The sequence below is a fragment of the Pseudomonas sp. GD04019 genome, from assembly GCF_029837695.1.
In the GTDB taxonomy this organism is placed as follows: domain Bacteria; phylum Pseudomonadota; class Gammaproteobacteria; order Pseudomonadales; family Pseudomonadaceae; genus Aquipseudomonas.
On the sequence record NZ_JAOEEA010000016.1, the window covers coordinates 38,771 to 53,918 of the forward strand.

13 protein-coding genes are annotated in these 15,148 nt (G+C 59.0%); 6 read left to right on the forward strand and 7 right to left on the reverse strand.

Going from position 1 to position 15,148, the window contains the following annotated elements; all coding sequences use genetic code 11:
- Positions 1–2: 2 nt before the first annotated feature.
- The 7 genes from N7607_RS21310 to N7607_RS21340 all read right to left on the reverse strand — a co-directional run bounded on the left by N7607_RS21310 (position 3) and on the right by N7607_RS21340 (position 5,917).
- A complete protein-coding gene (locus tag N7607_RS21310) occupies positions 3–749 on the reverse strand; it encodes an ABC transporter ATP-binding protein (RefSeq protein ID WP_279868137.1) in 747 nt (248 codons plus the stop codon).
- A 3-nt stretch (positions 750–752) separates the two neighbouring features.
- Entirely contained in the window at positions 753–1,490 is a 738-nt protein-coding gene (locus N7607_RS21315) for an ABC transporter permease (RefSeq protein WP_279868135.1), read from the reverse strand.
- A 63-nt stretch (positions 1,491–1,553) separates the two neighbouring features.
- Complete coding sequence (gene rfbC / locus N7607_RS21320; protein WP_279868133.1) at positions 1,554–2,099, reverse strand: dTDP-4-dehydrorhamnose 3,5-epimerase; 546 nt, start codon at positions 2,097–2,099, stop codon at positions 1,554–1,556.
- Positions 2,099–2,980, reverse strand: a complete 882-nt coding sequence (gene rfbA, locus N7607_RS21325; protein WP_279868131.1) for a glucose-1-phosphate thymidylyltransferase RfbA — start codon at positions 2,978–2,980, stop codon at positions 2,099–2,101. The genes rfbC and rfbA overlap by 1 nt, the downstream gene beginning before the upstream one ends.
- On the reverse strand, positions 2,977–3,885 hold the full coding sequence (rfbD, locus tag N7607_RS21330; RefSeq protein WP_279868130.1) for a dTDP-4-dehydrorhamnose reductase: 909 nt from the start codon (positions 3,883–3,885) through the stop codon (positions 2,977–2,979). Before rfbD ends, rfbA begins: the two co-directional genes overlap by 4 nt.
- Positions 3,882–4,940 carry a dTDP-glucose 4,6-dehydratase gene (gene rfbB / locus N7607_RS21335; RefSeq protein ID WP_279868129.1) on the reverse strand — a complete coding sequence of 353 codons (1,059 nt, stop codon included), beginning with the start codon at positions 4,938–4,940 and terminating at the stop codon, positions 3,882–3,884. Before rfbB ends, rfbD begins: the two co-directional genes overlap by 4 nt.
- A gap of 2 nt (positions 4,941–4,942) precedes the next feature.
- Positions 4,943–5,917 (reverse strand): glycosyltransferase family 2 protein, encoded by a 975-nt coding sequence (locus N7607_RS21340; protein WP_279868128.1) that lies wholly within the window; start codon positions 5,915–5,917, stop codon positions 4,943–4,945.
- Positions 5,918–6,146: 229 nt separating this feature from the next.
- Here N7607_RS21340 and gyrA point away from each other — a divergent pair, with 229 nt between their 5' ends.
- The 6 genes from gyrA to cmk are packed head-to-tail and all read left to right on the forward strand — an operon-like array spanning position 6,147 to position 15,139.
- Positions 6,147–8,918 carry a DNA gyrase subunit A gene (gene gyrA, locus N7607_RS21345; RefSeq protein WP_279868127.1) on the forward strand — a complete coding sequence of 924 codons (2,772 nt, stop codon included), beginning with the start codon at positions 6,147–6,149 and terminating at the stop codon, positions 8,916–8,918.
- A gap of 7 nt (positions 8,919–8,925) precedes the next feature.
- Complete coding sequence (serC, locus tag N7607_RS21350) at positions 8,926–10,011, forward strand: 3-phosphoserine/phosphohydroxythreonine transaminase (protein WP_279868126.1); 1,086 nt, start codon at positions 8,926–8,928, stop codon at positions 10,009–10,011.
- Positions 10,011–11,108 (forward strand): prephenate dehydratase, encoded by a 1,098-nt coding sequence (gene pheA / locus N7607_RS21355; RefSeq protein ID WP_279868125.1) that lies wholly within the window; start codon positions 10,011–10,013, stop codon positions 11,106–11,108. Before serC ends, pheA begins: the two co-directional genes overlap by 1 nt.
- 26 nt (positions 11,109–11,134) lie before the next feature.
- Positions 11,135–12,244, forward strand: a complete 1,110-nt coding sequence (hisC, locus tag N7607_RS21360; RefSeq protein ID WP_279868123.1) for a histidinol-phosphate transaminase — start codon at positions 11,135–11,137, stop codon at positions 12,242–12,244.
- Positions 12,237–14,474 carry a bifunctional prephenate dehydrogenase/3-phosphoshikimate 1-carboxyvinyltransferase gene (locus tag N7607_RS21365; RefSeq protein ID WP_279868122.1) on the forward strand — a complete coding sequence of 746 codons (2,238 nt, stop codon included), beginning with the start codon at positions 12,237–12,239 and terminating at the stop codon, positions 14,472–14,474. The genes hisC and N7607_RS21365 overlap by 8 nt, the downstream gene beginning before the upstream one ends.
- Positions 14,471–15,139 carry a (d)CMP kinase gene (gene cmk, locus N7607_RS21370; protein WP_279868120.1) on the forward strand — a complete coding sequence of 223 codons (669 nt, stop codon included), beginning with the start codon at positions 14,471–14,473 and terminating at the stop codon, positions 15,137–15,139. Before N7607_RS21365 ends, cmk begins: the two co-directional genes overlap by 4 nt.
- The last annotated feature ends 9 nt before the right edge of the window (positions 15,140–15,148 follow it).

A 15,148-nucleotide genomic window follows, 5' to 3' on the forward strand; every position in this document is an offset into this window, starting at 1 on the left:
GTTTATTCTCCTCTAATATTGTTTAGATAACGTTCAATCGTGATTTCTGGATCACCGTCGGCTATGATTTTGCCATGATCTAGCCATATTATGCGGTTACAGAGTCTTTGTAAGAGTGCCGGCTGATGTGAAACAAAGACCATTATGCTCGAGCTTGCGATGAATTCATGCATGCGTTCTAGCGCCTTGTCTATGAACTCCGCGTCGCCGCCTGCAAACAATTCATCGAGAATCAAGATGTCGGGTTTTACAGCGGTTGCAATAGCAAAGGCTAGCCTCATATACATGCCGGTTGAATAATATTTCACCGGTGTGTCGATAAACTCTTCCAGTCCAGTGAAATTTATTATCTCAGGTTCGATTTCTTTCAGCTTGGCTGTTCCATATCCGAGAATAGCTCCGTTAAGATAAATGTTCTCACGGCCACTCAGTTCAGGGTTGAAGCCAGCGCCGATTTCCAGTAGTGGGGCTATTCTCCCTTCTACTTCTACGGAGCCTTGGTCAGTGTGATAAATCCCACATATAGTCTTTAATAGCGTACTCTTGCCCGCGCCGTTATGGCCGACAATACCAATTCGGTCACCGTGTTTGATCTCCAGTGAAATATCATCCAACGCTTTGAATTGACTGTAGCGATTTATTTTTTTTCGCTTGAGAAGATCGGCAAAGAATTCTTTTAGCGATATTCCTTTGCTGTGATACAGCCTGAAATTCAGGCTTACATTCTTAATCGATATGCTTGAGTTCATTGTTCACAGCTTAAATACGATGTAAGGGTCGTTTTTCTTGAAAGTGTAAATGCCTAGAATGAGGCTGAGGGTGGCCAAGAGTGCCACTTTCCAGTAGGTATCTATACCGGCTACGCTCCCCTCATATAAAGGTAGTCTAAATATTTCGACAAATAGTGTCATTGGGTTAAGGTCGAAGAGCCACCGATAATTTTCCGGAACGAAAGATAGTGGATAAATAATCGGGGTTAGGTAGTAGAGTGCCTGCAGTGCTACCCCGACTAGATTGGGGAGGTCGCGGAAGGACACGGTGGCAACAGATAAGGCCAGCGCCAATCCAAGAGCGAAGATAAAGATCAGCAGGAAATTGATCGGCAATATCGTCAATGACCATGTGAGGGGGGCGCCGATTGCCAATGCAATCAGGAACAAGCAAAGCGTGCTCAACAGCGCATCTACAAGCAGGCTGATCGATTGTGATACGACAAATATCTGTTTGGGGACCTTGATCTTTTTGATCAGTGCTTCGCTGTTAAGCAGTGACTGCATTCCCTGCGATAAGCAGTTCGAGAAGAAGGTATACGGCACCAGTCCGGAGAAAAGAAAGATGGCGAAGGTTTTCAGCGGCCATCGCATTATCATGGAAAAAACTATTGACGTGACGATCATAGTCAGCAGCGGGTTCAGCAGCGTCCACAGAAAACCGAGAGCGGTCCTTCGGTAACGCATCGTAAGCTGCTGCCAAATCAACTGCTTAAGCACAAGCTTTGATTCGTACAAATCCCTGAAGAAATTTATAAACACTGTGAGGGCTCGCCTGGAAAGTTACTCGAAAATCTCTGCTTCGGACAGGCGTAAACCCTTCGAATCTTTAGCGGACAGTTGTGGGGGGTGGCTAAGCGGCCATTCGATTCCAATCATTTCGTCATCCCAAATGATGCAGCGCTCGTTTTCGGGAGAGTAGTAGTCAGTGGTTTTGTATAAAAATTCGGCTGTTTCACTCAATACAACGAAGCCGTGTGCAAAACCTGCTGGAATCCAAAGTTGCTTCTTGTTTTCGGCGCTTAGGTGGATTCCGACCCATTTGCCAAAGGTCGGCGAGGATCTGCGAATATCTACAGCGACATCGAAAACTTCGCCTTGTACAACTCGAACAAGCTTCCCTTGGGGTTGCTTGAGTTGATAGTGAAGGCCGCGCAGTACGTCTTTTACAGACTTCGAGTGGTTATCCTGCACAAAGTTAACGTTGACTTTGGTAGCCTCTCGAAATTGCTCGCCATTAAAGCTCTCATAAAAGAAGCCGCGCTCATCGCCAAAAACTCTTGGCTCGATCACAATTACATCAGGCACTTCTGTTTTGGTGATTTTCATCACATCAGTTTCTCTGTAAGTAGGCTCAGTAGGTATTGCCCATAGCCATTTTTGGTCAGCGGCTGTGCTAGTGATTTAAGCTGTTCTCCGCTGATCCAGTTTTGTCGGTATGCAATCTCTTCGGGGCAAGCCACTTTCAAACCCTGGCGGTGTTCCAGTGTGGCGATAAACTGACTGGCTTCGAGGAGCGAATCGTGCGTGCCTGTATCAAGCCAGGCATAGCCACGTCCCATGATCTCAACACTGAGTTGCCCCTGTTCGAGATAAAGGCGGTTCAGGTCGGTAATCTCCAATTCGCCGCGGGCAGAGGGCTGGAGGTTTTTTGCAAGCTCTACGACTTGGTTGTCATAGAAATAGAGGCCCGTCACGGCATAGCTGGACTTAGGGTGTTGTGGCTTTTCCTCGAGAGACAGCACCTTGCCGCTGGTGTCGAACTCAGCCACGCCGTAGCGTTCGGGATCATGCACGTGGTATGCAAAGACACTGGCGCCTTTCTCTCGGCTCATCGCATTACCCAGCAGATGATCGAAGTCGTGGCCGTGGAAGATGTTGTCCCCTAGAACCAGCGCTGACGGGGAGTCTCCAATGAAATCCTCGCCGATGATGAAAGCCTGCGCGAGACCATCCGGTGAGGCTTGTACTGCGTATTGAAGGTTAAGCCCCCACTGGCTGCCGTCACCGAGCAATTGTTCGAAACGCGGGGTGTCTTGCGGGGTGGAAATAATCAGAATATCGCGGATGCCGGCCAGCATCAGGGTGCTGAGTGGGTAATAGACCATGGGCTTGTCGTATACCGGCAGCAGTTGCTTGGAAATGGCCAGGGTGGCCGGGTGCAGCCGGGTGCCAGAGCCGCCGGCGAGGATGATTCCTTTGCGTTTCATAATGTGCTCTGTTGGATAGTTTCTTGAACCATGCGTTTGACGTGGTATTCCCAGTTGGGCATCACCAAGTCGAAGGTTCTTTGCAATTTACTGTTGTTAAGGCGCGAGTTTGAGGGGCGCTTTGCCGGCAGAGGGAACTCGTTTGTGCTGATAGGGATGATGCGCTCTGAATTAGTGCGTAGTTTCAGACCAAGACGACTGGCTTCTGCAATAACGAACTGTGCATATTGGTGCCAATTCGTTTCGCCACTGGCGACAAGATGGTAGGTACCACTCGCGCGAGCGCTCTGCTCCGAGTCCTGAGCAAGGCGCTGCAGGGCTAGGGCGGTAACGTCTGCAATCAACTCGGCGCTGGTTGGGGCTCCATATTGATCCGCAATCACGCGAAGCTCATTTTTCTCCTGAGCTAGGCGGAGCATGGTTCTGGCGAAGTTTGAGCCTCGTGCCGCATAGGCCCAACTGGTTCTGAAGATTAGATGATTGCAACCGCTGTCGCGGATGGCCTGCTCTCCTTCCAGTTTGGTTTTACCGTAGATGCTCAGGGGTAAGGTAGGGGAGTCTTCTGAGTTCGGGGTGTTTCCGCTGCCATCGAATACGTAGTCGGTGGAATAGTGAACAAGCCAGATGCCGAGTTCGAGTGCCAGCTTTGCTAATGCGGATGGGGCCTCGGCATTGATTCTTCGAGCGAGAGCGATTTCGCTCTCGGCTTTGTCTACCGCTGTATAGGCGCCGGCATTTACGATGATGTCGGGCTGTTCTCGGCGAATCAATTGTTCCAGATGCGGCAGGTCGCCCAGGTCGGCTTGCTGGCGGTCGCATGCTAGAAGATTTCCCAGTGGGGCAAGCGAACGTTGTAGCTCCCAGCCCACCTGACCGTTGCTACCCAGTAGAAGTATCTTTCTCAAGTGTATTGCTGGCCGACCCATTCGCGATAGCTGCCACTAGTTACGTTCTGGACCCAGTCCTGGTTGTCCAAGTACCAGCGAACAGTCTTGCGGATGCCTGTTTCGAAGGTTTCTGCGGGCTTCCATCCGAGCTCGCGCTCTAAGCGTGTGGCGTCAATGGCATAGCGGCGATCGTGGCCAGGGCGGTCTTTCACGAAAGTGATCTGTTCGCGATAGCTTTTCCCATCGGCTCTAGGTTGCTCTTGGTCGAGGATGGTGCAGAGGGTGTGCACCACATCAATATTGGATTTTTCATTCCAGCCGCCGACGTTGTAGGTTTCGCCTAACTGACCTGCCTCCAATACTCGACAGATGGCCGCGCAATGGTCTTTGACATATAGCCAGTCACGAATTTGTTGCCCGTCGCCGTAAATTGGAAGGGGCTTGCCGGAGAGGGCGTTGTGGATGATCAGAGGAATCAACTTTTCCGGGAAATGATAGGGGCCATAATTGTTGGAGCAATTTGTGGTGAGTACGGGAAGGCCGTAAGTGTGGTGATACGCTCTCACCAAATGGTCTGAAGCTGCCTTGGAGGCGGAGTATGGGCTGTTGGGTTCGTACTTGTTATTTTCCGTGAAGGCTGGATCGGTCGGGCTTAGAGAGCCGTATACTTCATCGGTGGAAACATGTAGGAAGCGAAACGCTTTCTTCTCGGCATCAGGCAGGATACCCCAGTAGGCGCGAACTGAATCCAATAGGCGGAATGTTCCAACGATATTGGTTTGAATGAATTCTTCTGGGCCATGGATGGAGCGGTCAACGTGAGATTCTGCAGCAAAATTGACAATGGCCCTTGGTTTGTATTTGGCAAGAAGGTCAGCGACTAGCGCCATATCTCCTATGTCGCCATGAATGAAAATATGCCGAGAGTCGTTTTTTAGGTTGGCCAAGTTCTGCAGATTACCTGCATAGGTTAGCTTGTCTAAGCTGATTACGGTCTCGGTTTCTTGTGTGAGCCAGTCGAGCACGAAGTTTGCGCCAATGAAACCTGCACTTCCAGTAACTAAAATGGTCATGACTACATCCTTTTCAATATGGCTGCGAGCAGGAGTCCTACTGCGTCAGAGAGAGATTGTCTATAAACGCCAGATCGTAGTAGCAAGCTGATGCGCTTTGGCAGTATAGCTTGTCGGCTCTCGGCAAAAAGATCTAAGGCGTTTTTATTTTGCGTCGGGAGAGATTGGCGAAAGTTATCAAGTTCGCTGATGTTTCTTTCATTCCAGTCTCGGAAAGTTCCTTGAAATATCTTTGATATACGAACTAGGCGCTCTCGAAGAGATGAGTTTGAGCCAACTAGATTCTTTCTGTGTTGGCGATAATTGACGAGCGCTTTATCGCTGTATTCAAGTATGCCGTTGTGCGCGCTAACTAAAATATAGGCCCACCAGTCGTGCGATACAACGAGCTCTATCTTGCGCGTTTGAGCAAGCAATTGGCGGCTTGTTTTATTTAGCAGCATGGTATTGCCGCCAGCAATACTTTGAACGAGAGCATTTCTGAAGCAGGGCTGCTTTTTGAATAAGGGGGAAAAACCGATTGGTTTTCCCTGGGCATTTACTAAGCGGGTGCGGGAGCAGAATAGAGCGGGTAGGTGCGGAGGTACATCGCGCATCCACTGAACTCCCGTCTCGAGGCGGGCGGGTTCCCAGATATCGTCTTGGTCGCAAAATGCGAAATATTCAGCCTGAATGTGCTCGTTTTGCAGCAGGCTCATAAAGTTTGCGGCAAAGCCTTTGCGCGGGCCGGTAAGAATTTTTAGTCGGAATGGACCGAGTTGTGCCTGATACTCTGAAAGTATTTTCAAGGTTGCGTCGCTAGACCCATCGTCGGACGCATAAATAGTCCAATTGGAATAGCTTTGGGTCACTAGCGAGTCAAGTTGCGCTCGCAGAAACTCCTCTCCATTAAAAGTCGACAGCAGGATGGCTACTTGGTCGATCGGTTGGATGGTAGGTGAGGAGGTAGTTGTGTCTGTCTTGAGTCCGTTCAGCATGGCCTTAGCGCCTTGGTGGTGCGGGTACTGCTCTTGGCTGGCGCGTTGGCCTTCACAAATTTTAACGGATACCGTTGCTAGGGGGCAATCCAGGCTGAATAGCGTGCGTCTGAGCTTATGGCGGTGTTCCTTGCCTGTGGTAAGCTGCCCGGCTTCCATAAGGGGTCGCAAAGGCTCTTCATGTTGAGATCCCTCCTGCGGGGCATTCATAAAAGGAACTAGGCTTCTCATGGGCGAACTGGCCAAAGAAATCCTCCCGGTCAATATCGAAGACGAGCTGAAACAGTCCTACCTCGACTACGCCATGAGCGTGATCGTCGGGCGTGCGCTGCCGGATGCGCGCGACGGCTTGAAGCCCGTGCACCGCCGCGTGCTCTACGCGATGAGCGAGCTGGGCAACGACTGGAACAAGGCCTACAAGAAGTCCGCCCGTGTGGTCGGTGACGTGATCGGTAAGTACCACCCGCACGGCGACACGGCTGTCTACGACACCATCGTGCGTATGGCTCAGCCCTTCTCCTTGCGCTACATGCTGGTCGACGGCCAGGGCAACTTCGGTTCGGTGGACGGCGACAACGCCGCGGCCATGCGATACACCGAAGTGCGCATGGCCAAGCTGGCCCACGAGCTGCTGGCCGACCTGGACAAGGAAACTGTCGACTGGGTGCCCAACTACGACGGCACCGAGCAGATCCCGGCGGTCATGCCGACCAAGATCCCCAACCTGCTGGTCAACGGCTCGTCCGGTATCGCCGTGGGCATGGCGACCAACATTCCGCCGCACAACCTGACCGAGGTGATCGACGGCTGCCTGGCGCTGATCGACAACCCCGAGTTGACCGTCGATGAGCTGATGCAGTTCATCCCCGGTCCGGACTTCCCGACCGCGGGCATCATCAATGGCCGTGCCGGCATCATCGAGGCCTATCGCACCGGTCGTGGCCGCATCTACATGCGGGCCCGCGCCACGGTCGAGGACATGGACAAGGGCGGTAGCCGCCAGCAGATCATCGTCACCGAGCTGCCGTACCAGCTGAACAAGGCGCGTCTGATCGAGAAGATCGCCGAGCTGGTCAAAGAGAAGAAGATCGAAGGCATCACCGAGCTGCGCGACGAGTCCGACAAGGACGGCATGCGCGTGGTCATCGAGCTGCGCCGTGGCGAAGTCGGCGAGGTGGTGCTGAACAACCTCTACGCCCAGACCCAGATGCAGAGCGTGTTCGGCATCAACGTCGTGGCCCTGGTTGATGGCCAGCCGCGCACGCTGAACCTGAAGGACATGCTCGAAGTGTTCGTCCGTCACCGCCGTGAAGTGGTGACCCGTCGGACCGTCTACGAGCTGCGCAAGGCCCGCGAGCGTGGCCACATCCTCGAAGGTCAGGCCGTCGCTCTGTCGAACATCGACCCGGTGATCGAGCTGATCAAGACCTCGCCGACCCCGGCCGAGGCCAAGGAACGCCTGATTGCCACCGCCTGGGCCTCCACTGCCGTGGAAGCCATGGTCGAGCGCGCCGGTGCCGATTCCTGCCGTCCGGAAGACCTGGACCCGCAATACGGCTTGCGTGACGGCAAGTACTACCTGTCGCCCGAGCAGGCTCAGGCCATCCTCGAGCTGCGCCTGCACCGCCTGACCGGTCTGGAACACGAGAAGCTGCTGTCCGAGTACCAGGAGATCCTGACTCAGATCGGCGAGCTGATCCGCATCCTGACCAGCCCTGAGCGCCTGATGGAAGTCATCCGCGAGGAGCTGGAGAAGGTCAAGGCCGAGTTCGGCGACGTACGTCGCACCGAGATCATGGCCTCGCAGATGGACCTGACCATCGCCGACCTGATCACCGAGGAAGAGCGTGTCGTCACCATCTCCCACGGCGGCTACGCCAAGTCCCAGCCGCTGGCCGCCTACCAGGCCCAGCGTCGCGGCGGTAAAGGCAAGTCGGCCACCGGGGTGAAGGACGAGGACTACATCGAGCATCTGCTTGTCGCCAACAGCCACGCCACCCTGCTGCTGTTCTCCAGCAAGGGCAAGGTCTACTGGCTGCGCACCTTCGAGATCCCGGAAGCCTCGCGTACCGCGCGTGGTCGCCCGCTGGTCAACCTGCTGCCGCTGGACGAGGGTGAACGCATCACCGCCATGCTGCAGATCGACCTCGAGGCGGTGCGTGCACGCTTCGCCGACGAAGAGAACGATGACGACGACGTAGTCGCCGAGCAGGTCGCTGAAGTGGTCGAGGTGGAGGAGGCCGAAGAAGGCGACGACTCCGACTTCAGTCAGGACGAGCCGACCGGTGCCTACATCTTTATGGCGACCGCCTACGGCACGGTGAAGAAGACCCCGCTGATCCAGTTCACCAAGCCGCGTTCCAACGGCCTGATCGCCCTGAAGCTGGAAGAGGGCGACTCGCTGATCGCCGCCGCCATCACCGATGGTTCGAAGGACGTGATGATGTTCTCCGACGCCGGCAAGGTGATCCGCTTCAAGGAGAGCAAGGTGCGCATCATGGGTCGTCTGGCCCGTGGCGTGCGTGGCATGCGTCTGGCTGGCGAGCAGCGCATCATCTCCATGCTGATCCCGGAAGCCGGCGCGCAGATCCTCTCCGCTTCCGCGCGCGGCTACGGCAAGCGCACCCCGCTGGCCGATTACCCGCGTCGCGGGCGTGGTGGCCAGGGCGTGATCGCCATGGTGATCAACGAGCGTAACGGCAATCTGGTCGGCGCCGTGCAGGTGTTGGATGGCGAGGAAATCATGCTGATTTCCGACCAGGGCACCCTGGTGCGTACCCGTGTCGATGAAGTCCGTGGCGCCGGCCGTAACACCCAGGGCGTGATCCTGATCAAACTGGCCGACGACGAGACCCTGGTTGGCCTGGAGCGAGTCCAGGAGCCATCCGGCTCGGATGACGACATCGAAGGCGAAGTGCTGGCCGAAGGCGCCGAAACCGAACAAGTGGAAGCGGCGGACGAGGGTGAGACCCCGGTAGACGCCCCAAGCGACGAAGAGTGAGATTGACGTGAGCAAACGCGCCCATAACTTCTGCGCCGGCCCGGCCGCGCTGCCGACCGCTGTGCTGCAACGCGCCCAGGCCGAGATGCTCGACTGGCAGGGCAAGGGCCTCTCTGTGATGGAGATGAGCCACCGCAGCGACGAGTACGTGGCCATTGCCGAGAAGGCCGAACAGGACCTGCGCGACCTGCTGAGCATCCCGAGCGACTACAAGGTGCTGTTCCTGCAGGGCGGCGCCAGCCAGCAGTTCGCCGAGATTCCGCTGAACCTGCTGCCGGAAGACGGCACCGCCGACTATATCGAGACCGGCATCTGGTCGAAGAAGGCCATCGAGGAGGCGCGTCGCTACGGCAACGTCAATGTCGCCGCCAGCGCCAAAGGCTACGACTACTTCGCCATTCCCGGGCAGAACGAATGGCAGCTGTCGAAAGACGCCGCCTACGTGCACTACGCCAGCAACGAGACCATCGGCGGTCTGCAGTTCGACTGGATTCCCGAGGTGGGCGACACCCCGCTGGTGGTGGACATGTCCTCGGACATCCTTTCCCGCGAAGTCGACGTGTCCAAGTTCGGCCTGATATACGCCGGCGCGCAGAAGAACATCGGCCCGAGCGGCCTGGTCGTCGCGATCATCCGCGAAGACCTGCTGGGCCGTGCCCGTAGCGTCTGCCCGACCATGCTCAACTACAAGATCGCCGCCGACAACGGCTCCATGTACAACACCCCGGCGACCTATTCCTGGTACCTCTCCGGCCTGGTCTTCGAGTGGCTGAAGGAGCAGGGCGGCGTCGCCGCGATGGAGCAGCGCAACAAGGCCAAGAAGGACCTGCTGTACAAGGCCATCGACGCCAGCGACTTCTACAGCAACCCGATTCAGCCGAGCGCCCGCTCCTGGATGAACGTGCCGTTCCGCCTGGCCGACGAGAAGCTGGACAAGGCCTTCCTCGCCGGTGCCGATGCGCGCGGTCTGCTCAACCTCAAAGGCCATCGTTCGGTGGGCGGCATGCGTGCCTCCATCTATAACGCCACCGGTCTGGACGCGGTCGAGGCCCTGGTTGCCTATATGGCGGAGTTCGAGAGGGAGCACGCCTGATGAGTGACGCCGATCAGCTCAAGGCGCTGCGGGTGCGCATCGACAGCCTCGACGAGAAGATTCTCGATCTGATCAGTGAGCGTGCGCGCTGCGCCCAGGACGTGGCGCGGGTGAAGATGGCCTCCCTGCCGGAAGGCGAGAAACCGGTGTTCTACCGCCCCGAGCGTGAAGCCTGGGTGCTCAAGCACATCATGGAGCTGAACAAAGGCCCGTTGGACAACGAGGAAATGGCGCGGCTGTTCCGCGAGATCATGTCCTCCTGCCTGGCCCTGGAGCAGCCGCTGAAGATCGCCTACCTGGGGCCGGAAGGTACTTTCTCCCAGGCCGCGGCGCTCAAGCATTTCGGTCATGCGGTGATCAGCCAGCCGATGGCGGCGATCGACGAGGTGTTCCGCGAAGTGGCCGCCGGTGCGGTCAACTTCGGCGTGGTGCCGGTGGAAAACTCCACCGAGGGTGCGGTGAACCACACCCTGGACAGCTTCCTCGAACACGACATGGTCATCTGCGGCGAGGTGGAGCTGCGCATCCACCATCACCTGCTGGTCGGCGATACCACCAAGACCGACAAGATCACCCGCATCTATTCCCACGCCCAGTCCCTGGCCCAGTGCCGCAAGTGGCTGGACGCGCATTACCCGAACGTCGAGCGCGTGGCGGTGCCCAGCAATGCCGATGCGGCCAAGCGGGTGAAGAGCGAATGGAACTCGGCGGCGATCGCCGGCGACATGGCGGCCAACCTCTACGGCCTGAGCAAGCTGCAGGAGAAGATCGAGGACCGCCCGGACAACTCCACGCGCTTCCTCATCATCGGCAGCCAGGAAGTGCCGCCGACCGGCGACGACAAGACCTCGGTGATCGTCTCCATGCGCAACAAGCCGGGCGCGCTGCACGAGCTGCTGGTGCCGTTCCACACCAACGGCATCGATCTGACCCGCATCGAGACCCGCCCGTCGCGCAGCGGCAAGTGGACCTACGTGTTCTTCATCGACTTCGTCGGTCACCACCAGGACCCGCTGATCAAGGACGTGCTGGAAAAGATCAACGGCGAAGCCGTCGCCCTGAAAGTGCTGGGTTCCTACCCGAAAGCGGTTCTCTGAGCCGCGTGAGTGTCTGAGGAGAGCTCATGAGTTGCGATTTCCTCGCCCAGGCCGTGCCGGGCGTGCAGAAACTTTCGCCCTATGTGCCGGGCAAGCCGGTCGATGAGCTGGCCCGTGAGCTGAATCTCGACCCGGCCGGCATCGTTAAGCTGGCCAGCAACGAGAACCCGCTGGGCCCGTCGCCCAGGGCGCTGGAAGCGATCCGCGCCGAGCTGGCCGAGCTGACCCGCTACCCGGATGGCAATGGTTTCGAGCTGAAGTCCAGGCTGGCCGCACGCTGCGGCGTGACGGCGGCCCAGGTGACCCTGGGCAACGGCTCCAACGACATCCTCGACCTGGTCGCCCGCGCCTGGCTGGCACCGGGCCTGAATGCCGTGTTCAGCCAGTACGCCTTCGCCGTGTACCCGATCGCCACTCAGGCCGTCGGCGCCCAGGGCAAGGCGGTACCGGCCAGGGACCATGGTCATGATCTGGAAGCCATGCTGGCGGCCATCGACTCCAACACCCGCGTGGTGTTCATCGCCAACCCGAACAACCCGACCGGCACCTGGTTCGGCCCGGACGCGCTGGAGTCCTTCCTCGCTCGCGTGCCGGAGAACGTGCTGGTAGTGCTGGACGAGGCCTATATCGAGTACGCCGAGGGTGACGAGCTGCCGGATGGCCTCGACTACCTGGCGCGCTACCCGAATCTACTGGTCTCGCGCACCTTCTCCAAGGCCTACGGCCTGGCCTCGCTGCGCGTCGGCTATGCGCTGAGCTCGCCGCAGGTGGCCGATACGCTCAATCGCGTGCGCGCGCCGTTCAATGTCAACAGCCTGGCCCTGACCGCTGCCTGCGCGGCGCTGGACGATACCGATTACCTGGCCGCCAGCCGCCGCACCAACGACGCCGGCATGGCGCAGTTGGAGGCTGGCTTCCGCCGTCTGGGGCTGAGCTGGATTGCCTCCAAGGGCAACTTCATCGCCGTCGATTTCGCCCGCGACGCCGCGCCGATCAACCAGGCGCTGCTGCAGGCCGGGGTGATCGTGCGCCCGGTGGCCGGTTACGGCATGCCGACCTTCCTGCGTGTGTCCATCGGCACCGAGCAGGAGAACGCCCGCTTCCTCGAGGCGCTGGAGCAGATTCTCCGTGGCTGATGCAATGCCGCTGCAACAAGCTGCGAGCAAACTCGGCCGCCTGGTGGTGGTTGGGCTCGGCCTTATTGGCGGCTCCTTCGCCAAGGGGATTCGCGAGAAAGGGCTGTTCAGCGAAGTGGTGGGGGTGGATCTGGACGCCGAGTCGCGTCGCCTGGCCGTGGAGTTGGGCGTGGTCGACCGCTGCGAGACCGAGCTGGCCGCCTGTCAGGGCGCCGCGGTGATCCAGTTGGCGGTGCCTATCCTGGCCATGGAAAAGGTGCTGGCCCAGCTGGCGCGCCTGGATCTGGGCAATGCCGTGCTGACCGATGTGGGCAGCGCCAAGGGCAATGTGGTGCGCGCCGCGCGTTCGGCCTTCGGTGGCGATGTGGCGCGTTTCGTTCCGGGTCATCCCATCGCCGGTTCCGAGCAGAGCGGGGTGGAAGCCTCCAATGTCGAGCTGTTCCGTCGTCACAAGGTGATCCTCACGCCGCAAGCTTGCACCGATGCCGAGGCGCTGGCGCTGGTCGACGGCTTGTGGCGCGCTCTGGGGGCCGACGTGGAGCACATGGAGGTGGAGCACCACGACCAGGTGCTGGCCGCTACCAGTCATCTGCCGCACCTGCTGGCCTTTACCCTGGTCGACTCGCTGGCCAAACGCAGCGAGAACCTGGAGATCTTCCGTTACGCCGCCGGCGGCTTCCGCGACTTCACGCGGATTGCCGGCAGCGATCCGGTGATGTGGCACGACATCTTCCTCGCCAACCGCGAGGCGGTGTTGCGCACGTTAGATGCATTTCGCGATGACCTCGACGCCCTGCGCGGCGCGGTCGACGCAGGGGACGGGCATCAGTTGCTGGGCGTGTTCACCCGCGCCCGGCATGCCCGCGAGCATTTCAGCAAAATCCTGGCCCGCAGGGCCTATGTGGACGCCATGCACTCGAATGATCTGATCTACCTCGCCAATCCCGGTGGCTCTCTCTCCGGTCGCATCCGCGTACCGGGCGACAAGTCCATCTCGCACCGCTCGATCATGCTCGGCTCGCTGGCCGAGGGCACCACTCAGGTGGAAGGCTTCCTCGAGGGCGAAGACGCCCTGGCCACTCTGCAGGCCTTCCGCGACATGGGCGTAGTGATCGAAGGTCCGCATCATGGCAAGGTGACCATTCACGGCGTCGGTCTGAATGGCCTGAAGCCGCCGCCCGGCCCACTGTACCTGGGCAACTCCGGCACCTCCATGCGCCTGCTCTCCGGTCTGCTGGCCGCGCAGCCGTTCGATACCGTGTTGACCGGCGATGCCTCACTGTCCAAGCGCCCGATGAACCGCGTGGCCAAGCCGCTGCGCGAGATGGGTGCGGTGATCGAGACCGGTCCGGAAGGCCGTCCGCCGATGCACATCAAGGGTGGTCAGCGCCTGACCGGCATGAGCTACGAGATGCCGATGGCCAGCGCCCAGGTCAAGTCCTGCCTGCTGTTGGCTGGTCTCTACGCCGCTGGCGAAACCGCGGTGACCGAGCCGGCGCCGACTCGTGACCACACCGAGCGCATGCTGCGCGGCTTCGGCTATCCGGTGGCGGTGGATGGCAATGTCGCCACCGTTGAGTCTGGCCACAAGCTCAGCGCCACTCATATCGAAGTGCCGGCCGATATCTCCTCGGCTGCCTTCTTCCTGGTCGCCGCCAGCATTGCCGAAGGCTCCGAGCTGGTGCTGGAGCATGTCGGCATCAACCCGACCCGTACCGGCGTGATCGACATCCTCAAACTGATGGGCGCTGACCTGACCCTGGAAAACCAGCGTGAAGTGGGTGGCGAGCCCGTCGCCGATATCCGTGTGCGTGCCGCCAAACTCAAGGGCATCGATATCCCGGAAGATCTGGTGCCGCTGGCCATCGATGAGTTCCCCGTGCTGTTCGTCGCCGCCGCCTGTGCCGAAGGCCGCACCGTGCTGCGTGGTGCGGAAGAGTTGCGGGTCAAGGAGTCCGACCGTATCCAGGTCATGGCCGATGGCCTGATCGCCCTGGGCGTCAAGGCTGAGCCGACGCCAGACGGCATCATCATCGAGGGTGGCGCCTTCGGCGGTGGTGAGGTGTGGAGCCATGGTGATCACCGCATCGCCATGTCCTTCAGCGTGGCCTCGCTGCGCGCCGGCGGCGCTATCCGCATCCACGATTGCGCCAACGTCGCCACTTCCTTCCCGAATTTCCTCGGGCTGGCGGCGCAGGTCGGCATCCGCGTGGCGGAGGAGGGCAAATGAGCGCCGTAGTCATCACCATCGACGGGCCGAGCGGTTCGGGCAAGGGCACCATCGCCGGCCTGCTGGCCGCCAAGCTGGGCTGGAATCTGCTGGATTCCGGCGCGCTCTACCGTCTGCTGGCCTTTGCTGCCGGCAACCACGGCATCGACCTGACCAACGAAGAGGCGCTGAAGACCCTGGCTGCCCATCTGGACGTGCAGTTCATCGGTAAGCGCATCATCCTCGAGGGCGATGAAGTCACCGACGACATTCGCAACGAGCAGGTTGGCGCCGGTGCTTCCATGGTCGCTTCCCTGCCTGCGGTGCGCGAAGCGCTGCTGCAGCGCCAGCGTGCCTTCCGCGAGGCGCCGGGCCTGGTGGCCGACGGTCGCGACATGGGCACCGTGGTATTCCCCGAGGCGCCGTTGAAGATTTATCTGACCGCCAGTGCCGAGGAGCGCGCCCGTCGCCGCTACCTGCAGTTGAAAGGTAAGGTCGAAGGTGTTAGCCTGCCGAGTCTGCTAGACGAGATTCGTGCGCGCGATGAGCGCGACATGCAGCGTGCGGTGGCTCCGTTGAAGCCGGCAGTCGATGCCATTCAACTGGACTCCACCGAGCTGAGCATCGAGCAGGTGATGGAAAGAATTCTCAGCGAGGTCGCCAGTCGCGATCTTGCGGGTAACTGAGCCGCGGCT